The organism is Halomonas sp. GFAJ-1 (genome assembly GCA_002966495.1).
GTDB lineage: Bacteria > Pseudomonadota > Gammaproteobacteria > Pseudomonadales > Halomonadaceae > Vreelandella.
The window spans coordinates 1985873-2004007 of the sequence record CP016490.1 but is presented as its reverse complement, the minus strand read 5'-3'; the positions used below and the strand labels follow the sequence as shown (position 1 = coordinate 2004007).

The following is an 18135-nucleotide window of genomic DNA, read 5'->3' as shown; positions in this document are numbered from 1 at the left end:
GCTTGAAAACGATGAAGGCCGCATCAAAGGTTATCCAACCGATGCGGCCTTCATCGTTTTTGCTTAGGGCTTTTTCATCCAAGAATCAACACGACTCTCCGCAGGCCACTCCACTTGCCCATGCCCACTGGAAGTTGTACCCCCCAAGCTCGCCGGTAACGTCCAGCACTTCTCCAATAAAACGCAGTTGCGGTAGGTGTTTTACTTCAAAGGTTTTTGAAGAGATCGCCTCAGTATTGACGCCCCCCATGGTCACTTCAGCCGTCCTCCACCCTTCCGTACCTGCGGGCTTGAGCTGCCAGCGATTTAGCCGTTCTGCCCAGCAGTCTAGAGCATCGTTGCTATAGTGAGCCAAGGGGCGAGTCGGGTCATTTTCGGGCATCCACTCAAGCAGCGCCTGGGCAAATCGTTTAGGAAAACGCTCCCCCAGCCATGTGGAGAGCTGCCGTTTCGGCGTCGCCGCCCGGGCATCTCGTAGGGATGCTGCTGCGTCTTCATCTGGCAACAGATTAATTTCAATGGGCTCACCGGGCTGCCAAACGCTGGATATTTGCAGCATTGATGGCCCCGATAACCCGCGATGGGTAAATAGCATCGGCTCGACAAACTGGCGTCCGTTGCAGCTCACCGCTGCCGGCAAGCTCATACCTGAAAGCTCAGCAGCCCGGGCTTTCCAGGTATCACTTAAGGTAAAGGGCACCAAACCAGGCCGGGTAGGCATTACCTCTAAACCAAATTGCCGAGCAAGTTCATAGCCAAATCCCGTTGCGCCCATAGTTGGAATGGAGAGCCCTCCCGTCGCCACCACTACCACGCCAGCATCAACGCGGCCTAGGGAAGTAACTAAGCGCATTCCCTCCCCGACTTGCTCAACGGACGTAATATGAGTGCCCAGAGCAATCTCTGCACCTGCCCATTCGCACTCGGTGAGCAGTACTCTTACAATCTCTTTGGCAGAAGATGCACAAAACAGCTGCCCCGGCGCCTTTTCTACGTACTCGACACCGTGGCGCTCCACCAGAGAAACAAAGTGCTCTGGTCGATAACGCTTTAGCGCAGAAATACAAAAATACGGATTTTCCGCGTAAAAGTGCTGAGGTGTGGTGCCAAGGTTGGTAAAGTTGCAGCGTCCGCCGCCTGACATAAGAATTTTCTTGCCTGCTTTTTTGGCATGATCCAGCACTAGCACACGCCGCCCTGCGTAGCCTGCCTGGGCCGCACACATTAACCCTGCGGCACCAGCGCCAATTACTACGACGTCGTAGACCATAAAAGAGGCTCCCAACAAGTAAAGCCAAGCATTTTAACAGGTAACATGGGATGATTTACTGTACCTTAAAATCACTCTGTACAATTAAAGTACAAAAATGTATCAATGACAGAACACACAAGGCCCCTTAGGGCCTTTTTACGCGCTGCTACTTTATAGCTTACTACGCTGAGACACTGATGCACGTTTATAGACGTATCGCACTTATTTTTCTGGTGGCACTACTATGCTCTACCTCACTCTACGCCCAGTCGCTCCCTGCCGTTATTGGAAGTCGCGCCGAACTCACTACTTGGTCTGACCCCCTGGAAGCCCTTGGCACCCTGAGTGCTGACGAGAGTGTCACACTCTCTGCCACGGTTACCGAAACAATTGCCGAAATCAACTTTCAAGATGGTCAACAGGTTGAGCGCGGCCAGTTACTTATTCGCTTGCAGGACGCCGAAGAACAGGCTCAGTTAAGGGCCGCACAAGCGCTAACCGATGAGCGTCGCAATGCGTCAGAGCGAGCGGCACAGCTGCAGCAACGCAACCTGGCCGCCCGGGCGGATGTGGAAGATACTCAAGCGCGGCTTCGCCAAGCAGAGGCCGATGCTCAGGCATTAGAAGCGCGACTGGCCAATTATCAAATACAGGCCCCTTTTAGTGGGCGCGTAGGTTTTCGCAACGTCAGCGTCGGGGCACTGGTCACGCCAGGCATGGAGCTCGTCACCCTGGATAAGCTCAACGTAATGAAGCTTGATTTCAGCGTTCCCGAAGTGTTTTTGGGGCGTTTATCCTCCGGGCTTTCATTAAGTGCCAAAACAGCGGCCTTCCCCGATGAGATTTTCAGCGGTCAAATTGCCAGTATTGGCACCCGTATTGACCCTGTTTCACGCAGCGTGAGCGTTCGTGCAGAGCTTGATAACCCTGGCCTGCGGTTACGTCCCGGCATGCTGATGGAAGTTATCGTACAGCAGCGCGCCCGTGACGCAGTGGTACTTCCTGAAGCAGCGCTTGAGCCCAGTGGTGACCGCCACTACGTGATGCTGATTCATGAACAGGACGATGAATCTTGGCGCCTTGAGCAGCGGGAGGTCTCCATCGGCGAACGACGCCATGGCGAGGTGGAAGTTCTTGAAGGCATCGAGTCAGGTGACTTGGTCGTCGTACATGGCCTACAGATGGCCAGGGATGGCCAAAAAGTTCGCTTGCTAGGCGTTGTCGATAGCGACACCAGTATCCGCGCGCTGCTGGAGGCTGATCGCTAATGCGCTTATCCGATATTTCGGTTCAACGGCCCGTACTCGCGATGGTAATTGCAGCGCTTATCGTTGCCTTCGGACTGATGGCGCTCAACCGGTTGCCGCTTCAGGAATACCCTACCGTTGATCCCCCCATTGTCAGTATCGACACCCGCTATCCCGGTGCCTCTGCAAGCGTTGTTGAAACCCGTATTACCCAGGTGTTGGAAGACCGCATCGCTGGGGTTGAAGGCATTGAGCTAATCACCTCCCGAAGCGAAGACGGCCGCTCACGCATCGAGATCGAGTTTGCCATTACCCGTGATATTGACGCCGCCGCCAACGATGTGCGCGACCGTATTTCTGGGGCACTGCGTAACCTACCAGATGATGCCGACAACCCGGAAGTCACCAAAACCGATAGCAGTGAAACAGTGGTCATGTGGCTGAGCCTTTCAGGGGCAGACTACACCATTACTGAACTCACCGATTACGCCAACCGCTTTTTAGTCGATAGCCTGTCCGTACAAACCGGCGTGGCTAGGGTACGGGTTGGCGGTGGCCGCGATTACGCGATGCGCGTCTGGTTAGACCGCAACGCCCTCGCCTCCCGTGGATTAACCGTCGGTGATATCGAAGACGCGCTTCGCGCTGAAAACGTTGAACTGCCGGCAGGCTCAATCGAGTCTGTAGACCGCCAGTTTATCGTGCGCCTTCCACGCAGCTTTGCTACCCCGGACGACTTTAAACAGCTCGCTTTAAGCCGAGGCGATAACGGTCACTTGATGCGTTTATCAGAAGTCGCCAGGGTCGAAATTGGCTCGGTTGAAGACCGCTCCGTGTTCCGCGCCAATGGTGTGCCCATGGTAGGTTTGGGCATCATTATGCAGTCTACCGCTAACATCGTAGAGCTATCAGCAGCCGTCCAGCAGGAGATGACCCGACTACAGAGCACGCTGCCTGAAGGCATGTCGCTCAACCTGAATTTTGATGCGTCGGTCTTTGTATCGGGAGCCATTAAGCAGGTCGTGATGACGCTGTTCATTGCCATGGGGCTGGTGGTGGTAGTGATTTTCCTCTTTCTAGGCAACCTGCGTACAACGCTCGTCCCCGCGGTGACGGTGCCTATAGCAGTGATTGGTGCCTTTACTGCCCTTGCGGCCATGAACTTTTCGATCAATCTGCTGACACTGCTGGCATTAGTACTAGCGATTGGCTTGATTGTCGATGATGCCATTGTGGTGCTTGAGAACATTAACCGACGCATGCACGACTACGGCGAAACACCGCTGGTCGCGGCGTTTCGCGGTACGCGCCAAATTGCTTTTGCGGTGATCGCCACCACCCTGGTGCTGGTAGCCGTCTTTCTACCCTTAAGCATGTTACAGGGCGATATTGGTCGGCTGTTTTCAGAGTTCGCGCTTACCATGGCAGCGGCAGTGGTGGTATCTACGCTGCTGGCGCTAACCCTCACGCCCATGATGGCGTCCAAAATCCTCAAGCCCGGCATGCACGACAGCCGCATTGGCCAAGGCGTGCAGTGGGTGCTAACCGGTACCCAGCGCCGTTACCAACACGGTTTAGAAGCGGTACTGCGATTTAAATGGATCGTTGTTGCGCTGTTTGTGTTGCTGATTGCGGCAACGGCGTGGCTAGCATTCGAATTACCCAACGAGTACACCCCCCAGGAGGATCGTGGCAATTTTATCGTGTTGGTGAATGGCCCTGAAGGGGCAACGTTTGACTACATGATGGACTATATGGATGAGATCGAGGCTCGCTTAACGCCTTTCGTTGAAAGCGGCGAGCTGGAGCGTATCGTGGTACGCGCCCCGCGTGGGTTTGGCAACATCGAAAACTTTAACAGCGGGTTTATCATCATCAATATGGCGGACTGGGGTAGCCGTCGCAGCGCATGGGAGATTATGGCGGATGTTCGTCAAACCTTAGGCACTCTACCCGGGGTCCAGGCGTTTCCTGTGATGCGGCAAGGCTTTGGTCAGCGTACCCAAAAGCCCATTCAGTTTGTACTGGGCGGCGGCACCTATGAAGAGCTCGCTGGCTGGCGAGACACGCTACTTAATCATGTGCGCGAAGATAACCCTCGGCTAACCGCCCTAGAGAGCAATTACGACGAAACACAGCCCCAGCTTCGTGTAGATATCAACTATGAGCGTGCTGCCGATCTTGGCGTTACCGTGACGGAGATAGGCCGCACCCTTGAAGTGTTGCTGGGTGGGCGCAATGTCACCCGCTACGTGGATGACGGCGAGGAGTACGATGTCATTTTAGAGGGCGACCGGGGGCGGCAAAATAGCCCCCGTGCGCTGGATAATATTCAGGTGCGCTCAGCCCGCTCTGGTGAGCTGATCCCGCTGGCCAGCTTAGTGACACTCTCAGACTTTGCTGGCGCTAGCACCCTTAACCGCTTTGACCGGGTTAGAGCAATTACCATTGAAGCTAACCTAGCCGATGGTTACCCGTTGGGCGAAGCGCTTGCCTACCTTCAGCAAACCGCTGACGACATTCTGCCGGAGGAGGCTCAAACCAACCTAGCAGGGCCATCGCGGGACTTCCAACAGGCCAGCGGTGCCACTACCTTTTTGCTGGTGCTTGGCGCGGTGGTGGTCTTCCTGGTGCTTGCTGCGCAGTTTGAAAGCTTAATCCACCCCTTTGTGATCATGCTCACCGTGCCGTTAGCCATGAGCGGCGCGCTGCTTGCCCTGCTACTAACGGGCCAGTCGCTTAATATCTACAGCCAAGTGGGGCTTGTGCTGTTGATCGGCCTGGCGGCTAAAAACGGCATCTTGATAGTGGAGTTCGCCAACCAGCTGCGCGATGAAGGCCAAGCGTTTCGCTCTGCGCTTATTGAAGCCTCGGTAACGCGGCTAAGGCCCATTCTAATGACCGCTATCACCACCATGGCCGGGTCAATTCCGCTGATTTTATCAAGCGGCCCAGGTGCGGAATCGCGCCTGGTTATCGGCACTGTGATCATGGCAGGCGTTGGGGCAGCCACGATCTTCACCCTGTTTATCGTGCCTGTAGCGTATGACCTGCTAGCACGCTATACGGGTTCGCCGGGGGCGGTGAAACGCAGGCTTGAAGATGAGATCGCAAGCGCTCCAACGGCAACCCACGAGCCCCTTGAAACGCCGGATCGATAGCACCGTTTGGCGCTAAATAAGTGGCGCCATTGCTAAACACCCTGTGAAATACAGCGATTGTGCAAGCTATTAATGACTGCAGTTAAACGCACAGCGCGCCCCTAATAAGGGGCGCGCTGTGCGTTTGGTGATACGGCTAGTTTACTTGATACTACTAGTTAGCCAGTGCCGCATTTCACTTATTAGCAGTCGCCAATACGCTCGCCTTCAATCACAGTCTGCATGGTTAGCTCACCCATGGGCGACTGCGTAAAAATATCAACGGTGCCTTCAATCTGCTCGCCCATAAAGCGCATTTCACCATCGATAGTGGCTTCGCCACCTTCAGCACGGCACACCATGCTGTAGGCGAGGCCGTCGGCATTTATATCCTGATTAAGCAGCTCGCAGCCCGCCTCTTCTTCGATAAACCCAAACTCAGCGCTGTCTAACTCATCTTGAGTAATGCACTGGCGCTCGGTTTCGGTTTGATCCGGAATCTGCATTTCGCCACTCATCGTGGTCACGCTGACGAACTCCCACTCGCCAGGCGTTACGTTAGGTGTTTCTGCCAGGGCGACCATCGGGAAAGCCAAAAAGGCTGCTACTGCCATGTTACGTATCATCATCGTTATACTCACTGCGTTGCTTTAGAAAATCTTTATTATCCTACCTGATTCGGCACAGCGATGCCCGCGCAAGAGAAGCACTGCTACACTCAGGCCTTAAAGTATCTGCTTAAGAGAAGCCGCTATGCAAGACGATGCCTTAGTGAATCACACCTTTGACTGCCCCTACTGCGACACAACGCTTACTTTCATCATCGACACCTCTCAAGGGAGCCACGACACGTGGGAGGACTGCCACCAGTGCTGTGCGCCCATTCAATTGCAGGTGATTATCTCGCCCATAACCGGTGAGCTTGAAGCCGTCGTCACCGGCCGTGACGACGACGTGCTATGAGCTATGAGACGGGCACTATGAACTAGGCGCTATCCGTCTGCTTTAAGAGCATTAGGCGTTTGGCCTCGTTGCGGCGCATAAAGTACCACGCCAATAGTGTTACCAATGAGACGGTCAATATAATCAGCGTAGCTAACGCGTTGATCTTCGGCGACACCCCCATACGCACCGATGAAAACACCACCATGGGTAGGGTATTTGCCCCTGGGCCAGAGACAAAACTGGCGATAACCAAGTCGTCTAACGACAGGGTAAACGCCAGTAGCCAACCGGCAGCCAGCGCAGGCGCAATGACCGGCAGTGTCACAAAGAAGAACGTTTTCACCGGCGGAGAGCCAAGGTCCATGGCCGCTTCTTCTATCGAGCGATCAACTTCGCGCAGACGTGCGGCGACCACCACCGCTACATAAGCACTACAGAAGGTAGTGTGAGCAATCCAGATAGTCGCCATACCGCGATCAGCGGGCCAGCCGATTAGCTGTGCCATCTGCACAAAAAGCAGCAGCAACGACAGCCCCGTAATAACTTCTGGCATGACCAGTGGTGCGGTCACCATGCTCGAAAGCGCTGTTTTACCCCGAAACTGACCATAGCGCGTCATTACAAACGCGGCGACAGTACCCAGACACACCGCCATGCTGGCCGCGAAGAAAGCGATTTTGAGACTGGTCCATACCGCTGCCAATATCTGTTTGTCGCGGAATAACTCCCCGTACCACTGAGTGGAAAACCCTGCCCACACGGTAACTAACCGCGAGGCATTAAAGGAGTAAACCACCAACACCACCATAGGCAGGTAGAGAAACAGCAGGCCCAGCACCAGCATCACAGTGGTAAAACTAGGACGACGGCGAGCGCTGATCATTTTTCAAGCTCCCGTGATTGGTAACGGTGAAACCACACGATAGGTATTAGCAACAGCAGTAGCATTACCATTGCCAGTGCGGAGGCGACCGGCCAGTCGCGGTTTAAGAAGAACTCTTCCCAAAGCACTTTACCGATCATCAGTGTATTAGGCCCACCCAGTAGCTCCGGGATGACGAACTCACCCACAGCAGGAATAAACACCAGCATAGAGCCTGCCAAAATCCCTCCCATAGAGAGCGGTAGCGTGACCGTTATAAAGGTATTGAGCTTGCGCGACCCAAGATCAGATGCCGCTTCTAATAGAGAATTGTCCAATCGTGTTAGGTGGGCATAAAGCGGCAGCACCATAAACGGTAGGTAGGCATAGACAATTCCAACAATGACCGCAAACTGGGTATTCATCATCCGTAGCGGTGAGTCAATCAACCCGACCCCCATTAGGAAGTTATTGATTAGCCCGCTATTGCTCAAAATCCCCATCCAGGCATACACCCGAATCAAAAACGATGTCCAGGAGGGCAGCATAACCAGCAGCAGCAAGATAAGCTGCCATCGCCCCGGCGCCCGTGCCATGGCGTAAGCCATTGGGTAGCCAATCAATAAACAAACCGTGGTGGAAATAAACGCGGTTTTAATCGAGCCCCAGTACGCGGCAAGGTACAAAGAGTCCGAGAGTAAGAAAAGGTAGTTCCCCATGTTGAGAAACACATGCAGCGTTTGGTCAGCGTACTCTACCAGCGGCCCATAGGGCGGAATGGCGATGACTGACTCAGACAAGCTGATTTTAAGCACCAACGCAAACGGCAACAAAAAAAACAGCGTCAGCCACACCAGGGGAAGCGCAATCACCCCCCGGCGGCCTAGCTGCAGGCGCTTCATAAAACCAGTCACACGAGATGGCATCATTTAAGGCGATCTCCTAAGGGCCAACAGGGCATTAGCGATTCAGCACGATAGCGCTATGGTCTTCCCAATAGACGTAGACGCTATCCTCCCAAGTTGGACGGTCGCCTCGACGCTCGGTATTGGCCATGCTGACTTTTATCCGCTGCCCCGATGCGGTGCGCACGTAGTAGAGCGAGTAGCCGCCTAGATAAGCGATATCGTCTACCGTCCCCTCTTCCCAGTTGTGCGCCGTGGCGGGCTTTTCACGGGTTAGCCAGATTTTTTCTGGGCGAAGCGCGGCCCACACCCGGCGATCTACCGCTTGAGTGGTAATGCCGTGGTCAATATAGAGCGGCCGAGAGAGAGCAGGCGAGCTAATACGGCAGTGGTCGGCAGCATCTTCGACGATCTCTCCTTCAAACAAATTTACGGTGCCAACAAACTCCGCCACCATGCGGCTGGCTGGGCTCTCGTAAATGTCCACCGGTGAGCCCACCTGCTCAATCCAGCCATCGGCCATAATGGCCACGCGGTCCGCCATGGTCATGGCTTCTTCTTGATCGTGGGTCACCATGATGCAGGTCACCCCAACTTGCTCAATAATTTCGACCACTTCCAGCTGCATTTCGGTACGTAGCTTTTTATCCAACGCCCCCATGGGCTCATCGAGCAACAACAGTTTGGGCCGCTTAGCCAGCGACCTTGCCAATGCCACACGCTGGCGCTGGCCGCCGGACAGCTGGTGCGGCTTACGCTTGGCAAACCGCTCCATGTGCACCAGCTTAAGCATTTGGGCCACACGTGCCTCAATGTCTGCTTTGGAGAGCTTGTCTTGCTTCAGCCCAAAGGCAATGTTTTGCGCCACGGTCATATGAGGGAACAGCGCATAGGACTGGAACATCATATTGATCGGGCGTTTATGGGGCGGCATATCGGTAATATTTTCACCGCTCAATAAGATTTTGCCTTCACTGGGCGTTTCAAAGCCTGCCAGCATGCGTAGCAGCGTTGATTTACCCGACCCCGACCCACCCAGCAGCGCAAAAATCTCGCCACGCTTTACCGTAAGGTTAACGTCATCCACCGCTAAAGCATCGTCAAAACGCTTACTGAGTCGCTTTACCTCCAGCACGATATCCTCGGCAAACCGCGGGGTTTTTCCCTGGGGCCGCGAAGCCGACGAGGTTTCCAATGGTGAAGAGGACGACGCGCTCGACAGGGGCGTAGTGACCATTCGCCACTCCCATCAAAAGGCCCGACAAACCGGGCGTTAAAAAGACAAACAGCGAGCCAGGCACACGACCTAGCTCGCCATCAGACGGTGGATAAATTAACGGCCGGACTTAACGCGGTTCCAGATACGCGTGCGGGCACGCTGAACTTCCTGGGGTTTTTCTACCGCGACATAAAGGTTCTGCAAAACGTCCGTTTCAGGATATACAGCAGGATCGTTCAACAGCTCTTCAGAGACAAACTCGTTAGCCGCTGCGTTCGGGTTAGCATAGCGCACGTATTCGCTAATTTCGGCGGCAATTTCAGGCTCAAGAATAAAGTTAATAAAGGCATGGGCATTTTCAGTATTAGGCGCATCTGCCGGTATCGCCATCATATCAAACCACAATGCCGCCCCTTCTTTGGGAATGCTGTAGCCAATCGTAAAATCACGGCCCGCTTCTTCGGCACGGTCAGCTGCCTGAAAAATATCGCCGGAATAGCCCGCTGCCACACAAATATCGCCATTAGCTAAGTCAGACACATAGCGCGAGGAGTGGAAGTAGGTGATGTTGCCACGAATAGCCGCAATCAACTCGCCGGCGGCTTCTAAATCTTCAATGTTTTCACTTAGGGGGCTAAGACCTAGGTAGGCCATAGCGGGTGACAACATTTCATCACCAGAGTCGAGCATGGCTAATCCACAGCCCGCATCGTTGAGCTGGGTCGTAATTTCAGGGTCAAACAGCAGCGCCCAACTATCCAGGGGAGCATCGTCACCTAGTATCTCAGTGACGCGATCGACGTTATAGCCAAGACCGTTGGTTCCCCACATGTAAGGCACTGAGTATTCGCTACCCTGGTCAATGGCTTCTAAATTGCTCATCAAATCAGGGTCTAGGTTGCCTAAATTGGGCAACAGGTCATGATCGAGCGGCTGGTAAACGCCAGCTCTCAATTGGCGAGTGAAGTAGTGGGTTGACGGAACGACGACATCGTATCCTGAGCGCCCTGATAGCAATGCAGCATCAAGAATTTCATTACTGTCATAAACATCATAAGTGACACTAATACCGGTGCGCTCGGTAAATTTCTCCAGCGTTTCTGGTGCAATATAGTCTGACCAGTTATACACCCGTACTTCATCAGCATGGGCAGCAGTGGCCGCTACGGCAAAAGAGATGGCCGCAACGGCCCCGGAAAGTTTGTGGATGTTCCTCATGTCACTCCTCCTCGTCAAAACAATTATCGCAAACATTCAATGGTCAGTTACGCGCGTCAGCCCCTACGTCACCACCCGCAATAGCTTAGGCGATTCTGCAAACCGTGCGAATTTTGCGGTGCAGTGCGGACAACCGCAAGTCAATGTGAAAAATTCTTGTCTTATGCCATCAGTGCCCCCATCTCACAGTCTGTGTCGCAAGCAAACACGTCACTATACAAGCTCACTATCAATAAGATTGTTTTTTTCAATTTTAGCTATTAGTAGTAGAGCGTTACCATATGGGACAGATTTTCCCCCTACCAATCACTTAACACGGAGATTATTTAAATGTCTTTGATCAACACTGAAGTAAAACCGTTTAAAGCGACTGCCTATTTGAACGGTGAGTTTGTTGACGTTACCGAAGCAGACCTTAAAGGCCAGTGGTCAGTATTTTTCTTCTACCCCGCTGACTTCACGTTCGTTTGCCCCACTGAGCTTGGCGACCTGGCCGACAACTACGCAGAATTCAAGAAGCTGGGCGTTGAAATTTACAGCGTTTCAACCGATACCCACTTCACTCACAAAGCGTGGCACGACAGCTCTGAGACTATCGGCAAGCTGCAGTACCCAATGATTGCTGACCCGACGCTGCGCATTTCGCGCAACTTTGAAGTCCTCATCGAGGAAGCCGGTCTTGCTGAGCGCGGCACCTTCGTTGTTGACCCAGACGGCAAAATTCAGATCGTTGAAATTAACGCTGGCAACATCGGCCGTAATGCCGAAGAGCTACTGCGTAAAGTGAAAGCCGCTCAATACGTTCGCGCTAACCCGAACGAAGTTTGCCCGGCAAAATGGAAAGAAGGCGAAGAGACGCTAGCGCCCTCTCTGGATCTAGTAGGCAAAATCTAACTCGCCCTCAGCTGCCAGCCTAGGTTTGTCAGCGCTAAGCTGCCAAACCATGGTGGCCCTATAGACAGTATGACACCCGGGCATAGTTCCGGGTGTTTTTCTTCAAGCACCATTTTTACGCAACTATCGTTTTCCCTTACGCCATTATTTGCGCTGAATGTTTTTAGTGAGCGGCGTTTAAGGTCGAGAACATTGACAAGCAGATCGCGAGGAAACCACTGTCATGCTGGACGCTAATTTAAAAAACCAGTTGAAAGCTTATCTGGAAAAAGTGACTCAACCGTTCGAGATCGTTGCGTCCCTCGATGACGGTGCCAAGTCACAAGAACTGCTGGGCCTGCTGGAAGATATCAGCAGCCTCACCGATAAAATTACTCTGCACAGCGATGGCCAAGATAGCCGCAAGCCATCCTTTGCTATTAATCGCCCCGGTGAAGAGACCGGCGTGGTATTTGCAGGTATCCCCATGGGCCACGAGTTCACCTCGCTGGTACTGGCGCTGCTGCAAGTCGGTGGCCACCCACCGAAAACCTCTCAAGAACTGCTGGATCAAATCAAGAACCTCGACGGCGACATGCTGTTCGAGACTTACTACTCGCTTTCGTGCCAGAACTGCCCTGATGTCGTTCAAGCGCTCAACTTAATGGCGATCTTTAACCCGAACGTGCGTCACGTCGCCATTGATGGCGCGCTGTTCCAGGATGAAGTAGAAGCGCGGGAAATTATGTCGGTGCCCAGCATCTACTTAAACGGCAAGCCTTTTGACCAGGGTCGCATGACACTTGAGCAAATCTTAGCCAAAGTAGACACTGGCGCTGCCGAGCGTGAAGCGAAAAAGCTTAGCGAAAAAGCCGCCTTTGATACGCTAGTGATTGGTGGTGGCCCCGCCGGTGCATCAGCAGCCATTTACTCTGCCCGCAAAGGCATTAACACCGGTGTTGCTGCAGAGCGCTTTGGTGGCCAAGTGGCCGACACTATGGGCATTGAGAACTTTATTTCAGTTTCCCATACCGAAGGCCCAAAGCTAGTTAGCGCATTGGAAGAGCACGTCAAAGAGTACGAGGTTGACGTAATGAACCTTCAGCGCGCTACGTCATTCAAGGCTGCTGAAGCGGAAGGCGGTTTGCATGAAGTCACCCTGGAGTCCGGCGCGAAGCTAAAGAGCAAAACACTCGTGCTAGCCACTGGCGCACGCTGGCGTGAAATGAATGTTCCCGGTGAGCAGCAGTACCGTAACAAAGGCGTGGCTTATTGCCCCCATTGCGATGGCCCACTGTTCAAAGGCAAGCGCGTTGCCGTTATTGGTGGCGGCAACTCTGGTGTAGAAGCGGCCATTGACCTTGCGGGCATCGTGGGTCACGTAACGCTGGTAGAGTTCATGGGTGAAATGCGCGCAGATGCCGTGCTGCAGAGAAAACTCAAGAGCCTGCCCAACGTCGATATTATTTTGAACGCGCAAACCACCGAAGTAACCGGCGATGGCAGCCGCGTTAACGGCCTAACCTATAAAGACCGTACTACCGATGACATCAAAACCATCGCGTTAGAGGGTATTTTTGTTCAGATTGGCTTGGTACCTAATACCGAGTGGCTGAAAGGCTCACCGATTGAGATGACGCCCCGCGGAGAGATTATTGTCGATGCCCATGGCATGACCTCGGTACCCGGTGTGTTTGCTGCAGGGGATGTCACCACCGTGCCCTATAAACAGATCATTATTGCCATGGGCGAAGGCGCAAAAGCCTCGCTAGGCGCCTTTGATTATCTGATTCGCAATTAACTAGCCAAAGGGCGGGTTACCGCCCTTTGGGATCGTTCTTTTGACGTATAAGACCGTGACGTCACGCCCGCTACTTAGCGGGCTTTTTTTACTCTCTTTTCCCACATACCTGACAGGCGGGATCTCGGAGCACCTGGAAGTGGCGCCATTGTCCACTCATACCCTCAAAGGTCGAAAGCCCTTGGTGGGGCTTTCCAGCACCGCTTAACAGTTTGAAGGCTTCCACCGCTTGAAAACAGCCAATTAAACCAACGAGCGGTGCCATCACCCCGCTTTCAGCACAGCTAAGAGCTTCATCATCGCTATCGCTATCATCAGGGGGATAAAGGCAGGCGTAACAGGGGGCATCTGAGTTTCGGGGGTCAAATACCGCCAGCTGCCCGGAAAAGCGTATCGCCGCGCCAGAAACAAGCGGCACGCCCGCCTGCTGTGTGGCGGTATTAATCGCGTAGCGGCTTGAAAAACGGTCGGTGCAATCAAGCACAACATCTGCCGAATCCACTAACGTCTGTAACTGCTCGCCTGCTGCGTGCTGCTCCACAGCCACTACCTGGCACTCAGGGTTCAGCGCTTCCATGCTGGCTTTCGCTGAGCATGCTTTATTAACGCCAATGCTTGCCTGCTGATGGGCGATTTGCCGCTGCAGATTAGAAAGCTCAACAACATCTGCATCGGCAATGGTTATACGCCCAACGCCCGCGGCCGCTAAGTAGAGTGCTGCCGGCGAGCCCAACCCACCTGCACCTATAATCAGCGCGTGGGCGCCTCGCAGGCGCTCCTGCCCGTCGATATCAACCTCGGGCAGCATGATTTGGCGGCTATAGCGCAGCAGCGCCTGATCGTCCATCATCGGCTTACTTATCCTCAAATTCCTCGAAGTCGGGTATGTGCAGGCTGAAGCTCTCTTTCACCTCTTCCATGACCACGTAGCTTTTCGACTCTTTTACCCCGGGCAAGGTGAGTACCACATCGCCGAGTAACTGGCGGTAGGCCGCCATCTCAGGAATCCGGCACTTCAAAATATAATCAAACTGACCAGAGACTAAGTGGCACTCTTGTATCTGCGGGAGCGTTTCCACCGCGCGGCGGAACTCATCAAATACTGCAGGCGACTGGGTTTCCAGGCTGATTTCTACAAACACCAGCAGGTTAGCTTTTAAGGCTCGTGGGTCGAGAATCGCTTGGTAGCCGCGAATGATACCGGCTCGCTCAAGGCGCTTGACGCGCTCTAAGCAAGGGGTTGTGGATAAGCCAACTTCTGAGGCAAGGTCCACGTAGGAAATACGCGCATTCTCCTGCAGACATCGCAAAATTTTAAGATCGATACGGTCCAGCGTTCTATTTTTAGGTTTCATGGCAGGATCCATTACTGATGAATCAGGCAGTTTTAAAGGTGCCCTAGGGTAACCCGTTCATGACCGCCAACGTCTCGCACACTTTCAACGTTCTGATAGCCGGCCAGTACAAGCGCTTCGCGCACCTGACCAGCCTGAGAATAGCCATGCTCTAGTGCCAGCCACCCTCCGGCGGAGAGATGCGCACTGGCGGTATTGGCTAAATGAATTAAATCAGCCATACCATTGGCCTCAGCGACTAATGCAGAACGCGGCTCAAAGCGCACATCACCTTGGCATAAGTGGGGGTCGTCAGCCGCAATATAGGGCGGGTTACTAACAATGATATTGAATTTATTAGCGTATTCAGGCGCCGAAAAAGCGCTGAACCAGTCACTTTGTACAAACTGTGCATTGGCAATCGCCAGCACCTGGGCGTTGCGAGCCGCAAGGCGAACTGCTTCCAGGCGAATATCCGCGCCCATCACATGCCAGCCAGGTTTTTCACTGGCAAAGGCCAGCGCAATAGCGCCGGTGCCGGTGCCTAGATCAAGCAGCCAACCGGCTTTTGCCTGCCCACGACCCAGCACCGCTTCTACCAGTGTTTCCGTATCAGGCCGGGGGATAAGCGTATCAGCCGACGTGGCCAATCGCAGGCCCCAAAACTCACGTTCACCGGTTAAATAGGCCACTGGTTGCCCCTGAACGCGAGCAGCAACTAGAGCATCAAACCGCGCATGTTCCCAGGTAGGACATTCACGGTCGCCCCAGGTATAAAGCCAAGTGCGGTTATACCCCGTTGCATGGCTAAGCAGCACTTCCGCATCTATTCGCGCTGAGGGCGAACCCGCGGCTTGCAGACGCGGCACTGCAAGCCGCAGTAGAGCATCGTAGGTCATGACAGACAACGCACCCATTAGGCTTCCTGAAGGGCGGAAAGCTGCTCTGCTTGATACTCGTGGATCAGCGGCTCAATGACTTCATCTAGCTGCTCACCGCTAACAACTTCCGTTAGCTTATAGAGCGTTAGATTGATGCGGTGGTCAGTAATGCGACCTTGGGGGAAGTTGTACGTACGAATACGTTCGCTGCGGTCCCCAGAGCCTACTAGCGAGCGGCGGGCATCAGCCTGCTCTTGTCGCTGGGAGTCCACCGCGTTGCGCTTGAGCTTAGCAGCCAGTAGCGACATCGCTTTGGCTCGGTTTTTATGCTGGCTACGCTCTTCCTGGCACTCCACCACTACGCCGGAGGGCAGGTGGGTAATACGAATAGCAGAATCGGTGGTGTTAACGTGCTGGCCGCCCGCACCGCTTGAGCGGTAGGTGTCCACACGTAAATCAGAAGGATTAATATCAATATCGCCCACGTCGTCTACTTCTGGCATTACCGCTACCGTGCAGGCCGAGGTGTGAATGCGCCCTTGGGACTCAGTCGCTGGTACCCGCTGAACCCGGTGGGCACCTGATTCAAACTTCAAGCGGGCATAAACGCCGTCACCTTTCACCCGGGAAATAACCTCTTTATAGCCGCCCTGCTCGCCGTGGCTGGCACTAATCACTTCAACGCGCCAGCCACGCTTCTCGGCATAGCGGGAGTACATACGAAACAGGTCACCGGCAAAGATCGCGGCTTCATCGCCACCAGTGCCCGCGCGCACTTCTAGAAACACGCCACGGCCGTCGTCAGGGTCTTTAGGCACCAGCAAGCGCTTAAGCTCAACGTCCAGGTTTCCAAGCTGCTCGCGCCCGTCGCTGATCTCCATTTCTGCTAGTTCACGCATTTCTGGGTCGCTGTCGCGGCTGAGTTGTTCAGCCTCTTCAATACTGACCTCAACCTCACGATAACGCTGCCAAGTGGCAACCAGCTCCTCCAGCTCGGCGTATTCACGGGAGTAGTCACGGAAACGCTGCTGGTTGTTAATCACCTCAGGATCAGACAACAGCATTGCCAGCTCTTCAAAGCGTTCGGTAAAGCTATCTAAGCGTTGGCGCAAAGTCTCTTTCATGCGGGTGTATCATCCTTCTGGCGTTTTACCGGGCGTGCGGGCTGCTCAAACGCAGGTTTAGCGGGAAGCAGTAACTGCGGCATGGCATTCAGCAATTCGTGGTTTTCTTGGGAGGCCGCTTCTCGCAGCGCAAGCGTCGGGTGGTGCATCAAACGATTGGCTAATTGATGCGCCATTCGCTCAATCACTTTAGCGGGGTCTTCCCCACGCGCTAAACGCTCAAGCGCTTGCTCTCGAGAGTGGTCGCGTATCGCTTCACCGTGACGACGGTAGTCGCGAATCAACTCACCGCCTTTGCGAATACGGCGCTCGTGAAGCCAATTACCGACACCGTGCTCAATTAGCGATTCAGCCTGGTCAGCGGCCACTTGGCGATGGCGCCGATTCTCTTGAATAACCTCTTCCAGATCGTCAACGGTGTAGAGGAAAACATCGGCAAGCTCGCCTACCTGCGGCTCAATGTCTCTAGGCACCGCAATATCCACCATGAACACAGGACGGTGGCGGCGTTTTTTCAGCGCCCGCTCCACCATCCCCTTGCCTAAGATTGGCAGCGGAGAGGCCGTCGAAGAGATGACGATATCGGCATACTCTAGCGCATCAGGAATCTCAGACAGCGTGATGGCAGTGCCCCCAAGCGGTGACGACACCTGTTCAGCCCGCTCTCGAGTACGGTTTGCCACCGTGAGCTGACGCACACCGGCTTCATGGAGGTGGCGCGCTACCAGCTCGATGGTTTCCCCTGCACCAATCAGCAGCGCACGAGCTCGGCTAAAGTCATCAAAAATTCGGCTGGCCATACTCACCGCGGCATAGGCGATTGAGACGGGGTTTTTACCAATACCGGTTTCTGTGCGCACCTGTTTAGCCACCGCGAAGGTATGCTGAAACAGACGCTCCAACTCGCCGCCTAAGCCTTTGGCCTGGCGCGCTTGTTGGTAGGCATCTTTTAATTGCCCAAGAATTTGCGGCTCGCCCAGCACCATAGAGTCCAGGCCAACGGCGACGCGCATCAAATGGCGTGCCGCATCGCTGTCTAGATAATGGTAGGCACAACGGGAGAGGTCTTCGACGCGCAAATTATGGAAGCGTCCAAGCCAATCCAGCACAACCTGCTCACCGGCAGCATCCGTCACGCAGTAAAGCTCGGTACGGTTACAGGTCGAGAGCACGGCTGCTTCGTTGATTTGTGGCAGGCTACGCAATTCAGCCAACGCACTTTCCAGCTGCGTCGGCGTAAAGGCCACCTGCTCACGCACAGCCACACTGGCAGTACGATGATTTATTCCCAGGGCAAGAAGCGTCATGCGATATGCGTCTTCGCTAGTAGATCG

Annotated in this window: 16 protein-coding genes; 5 read left to right on the top strand and 11 right to left on the bottom strand. The window is 54.1% G+C overall.

The window, feature by feature from the left end; translation table 11 throughout:
- Window positions 1-85: 85 nt before the first annotated feature.
- Window positions 86-1270: a hypothetical protein gene (locus tag BB497_09220; protein AVI62860.1), complete on the bottom strand. Its 1185-nt coding sequence runs from the start codon at window positions 1268-1270 to the stop codon at window positions 86-88.
- Between the two features lie 179 nt (window positions 1271-1449).
- Here BB497_09220 and BB497_09215 point away from each other — a divergent pair, with 179 nt between their 5' ends.
- The gene (locus BB497_09215; GenBank protein ID AVI62859.1) at window positions 1450-2520 is read left to right on the top strand and encodes an efflux transporter periplasmic adaptor subunit; all 1071 of its coding nucleotides are present in this window, start codon (window positions 1450-1452) and stop codon (window positions 2518-2520) included.
- Complete coding sequence (locus BB497_09210) at window positions 2520-5660, top strand: multidrug transporter AcrB (protein ID AVI62858.1); 3141 nt, start codon at window positions 2520-2522, stop codon at window positions 5658-5660. Before BB497_09215 ends, BB497_09210 begins: the two co-directional genes overlap by 1 nt.
- A 182-nt stretch (window positions 5661-5842) precedes the next feature.
- Here BB497_09210 and BB497_09205 read toward each other — a convergent pair whose 3' ends face one another.
- Window positions 5843-6265: a hypothetical protein gene (locus BB497_09205; GenBank protein AVI64313.1), complete on the bottom strand. Its 423-nt coding sequence runs from the start codon at window positions 6263-6265 to the stop codon at window positions 5843-5845.
- A gap of 127 nt (window positions 6266-6392) precedes the next feature.
- On the opposite strand from BB497_09205, the gene BB497_09200 reads away from it, so the two are divergent.
- A complete protein-coding gene (locus BB497_09200) occupies window positions 6393-6602 on the top strand; it encodes a hypothetical protein (GenBank protein ID AVI62857.1) in 210 nt (69 codons plus the stop codon).
- A 22-nt stretch (window positions 6603-6624) separates the two neighbouring features.
- Here the strand turns inward: BB497_09200 and BB497_09195 are convergent, their stop codons facing one another.
- The 4 genes from BB497_09195 to BB497_09180 all read right to left on the bottom strand — a co-directional run bounded on the left by BB497_09195 (window position 6625) and on the right by BB497_09180 (window position 10788).
- Window positions 6625-7467 (bottom strand): putrescine ABC transporter permease PotI, encoded by an 843-nt coding sequence (locus tag BB497_09195; GenBank protein ID AVI62856.1) that lies wholly within the window; start codon window positions 7465-7467, stop codon window positions 6625-6627.
- Window positions 7464-8375 carry a putrescine ABC transporter permease PotH gene (locus BB497_09190; GenBank protein ID AVI62855.1) on the bottom strand — a complete coding sequence of 304 codons (912 nt, stop codon included), beginning with the start codon at window positions 8373-8375 and terminating at the stop codon, window positions 7464-7466. Before BB497_09190 ends, BB497_09195 begins: the two co-directional genes overlap by 4 nt.
- 31 nt (window positions 8376-8406) lie before the next feature.
- Window positions 8407-9588, bottom strand: a complete 1182-nt coding sequence (locus BB497_09185) for a transporter (protein AVI62854.1) — start codon at window positions 9586-9588, stop codon at window positions 8407-8409.
- 96 nt (window positions 9589-9684) lie between these two features.
- Entirely contained in the window at window positions 9685-10788 is a 1104-nt protein-coding gene (locus BB497_09180; GenBank protein ID AVI62853.1) for a spermidine/putrescine ABC transporter substrate-binding protein PotF, read from the bottom strand.
- A 330-nt stretch (window positions 10789-11118) separates the two neighbouring features.
- Here BB497_09180 and BB497_09175 point away from each other — a divergent pair, with 330 nt between their 5' ends.
- Window positions 11119-11682 carry a peroxiredoxin gene (locus tag BB497_09175; protein ID AVI62852.1) on the top strand — a complete coding sequence of 188 codons (564 nt, stop codon included), beginning with the start codon at window positions 11119-11121 and terminating at the stop codon, window positions 11680-11682.
- 223 nt (window positions 11683-11905) lie between these two features.
- Window positions 11906-13462 carry an alkyl hydroperoxide reductase subunit F gene (locus BB497_09170; GenBank protein AVI62851.1) on the top strand — a complete coding sequence of 519 codons (1557 nt, stop codon included), beginning with the start codon at window positions 11906-11908 and terminating at the stop codon, window positions 13460-13462.
- An 88-nt stretch (window positions 13463-13550) separates the two neighbouring features.
- On the opposite strand, the gene BB497_09165 is transcribed toward BB497_09170, so the two are convergent.
- The 5 genes from BB497_09165 to BB497_09145 are packed head-to-tail and all read right to left on the bottom strand — an operon-like array spanning window position 13551 to window position 18108.
- Window positions 13551-14312, bottom strand: a complete 762-nt coding sequence (locus BB497_09165) for a molybdopterin-synthase adenylyltransferase MoeB (GenBank protein ID AVI62850.1) — start codon at window positions 14310-14312, stop codon at window positions 13551-13553.
- A gap of 4 nt (window positions 14313-14316) precedes the next feature.
- Window positions 14317-14817 (bottom strand): AsnC family transcriptional regulator, encoded by a 501-nt coding sequence (locus BB497_09160; protein AVI62849.1) that lies wholly within the window; start codon window positions 14815-14817, stop codon window positions 14317-14319.
- A 32-nt stretch (window positions 14818-14849) separates the two neighbouring features.
- On the bottom strand, window positions 14850-15695 hold the full coding sequence (locus BB497_09155; protein ID AVI64312.1) for a protein-(glutamine-N5) methyltransferase, release factor-specific: 846 nt from the start codon (window positions 15693-15695) through the stop codon (window positions 14850-14852).
- A gap of 17 nt (window positions 15696-15712) precedes the next feature.
- Window positions 15713-16801 carry a peptide chain release factor 1 gene (locus BB497_09150; GenBank protein AVI62848.1) on the bottom strand — a complete coding sequence of 363 codons (1089 nt, stop codon included), beginning with the start codon at window positions 16799-16801 and terminating at the stop codon, window positions 15713-15715.
- Complete coding sequence (locus BB497_09145) at window positions 16798-18108, bottom strand: glutamyl-tRNA reductase (protein ID AVI62847.1); 1311 nt, start codon at window positions 18106-18108, stop codon at window positions 16798-16800. Before BB497_09145 ends, BB497_09150 begins: the two co-directional genes overlap by 4 nt.
- Between the last annotated feature and the right edge of the window lie 27 nt (window positions 18109-18135).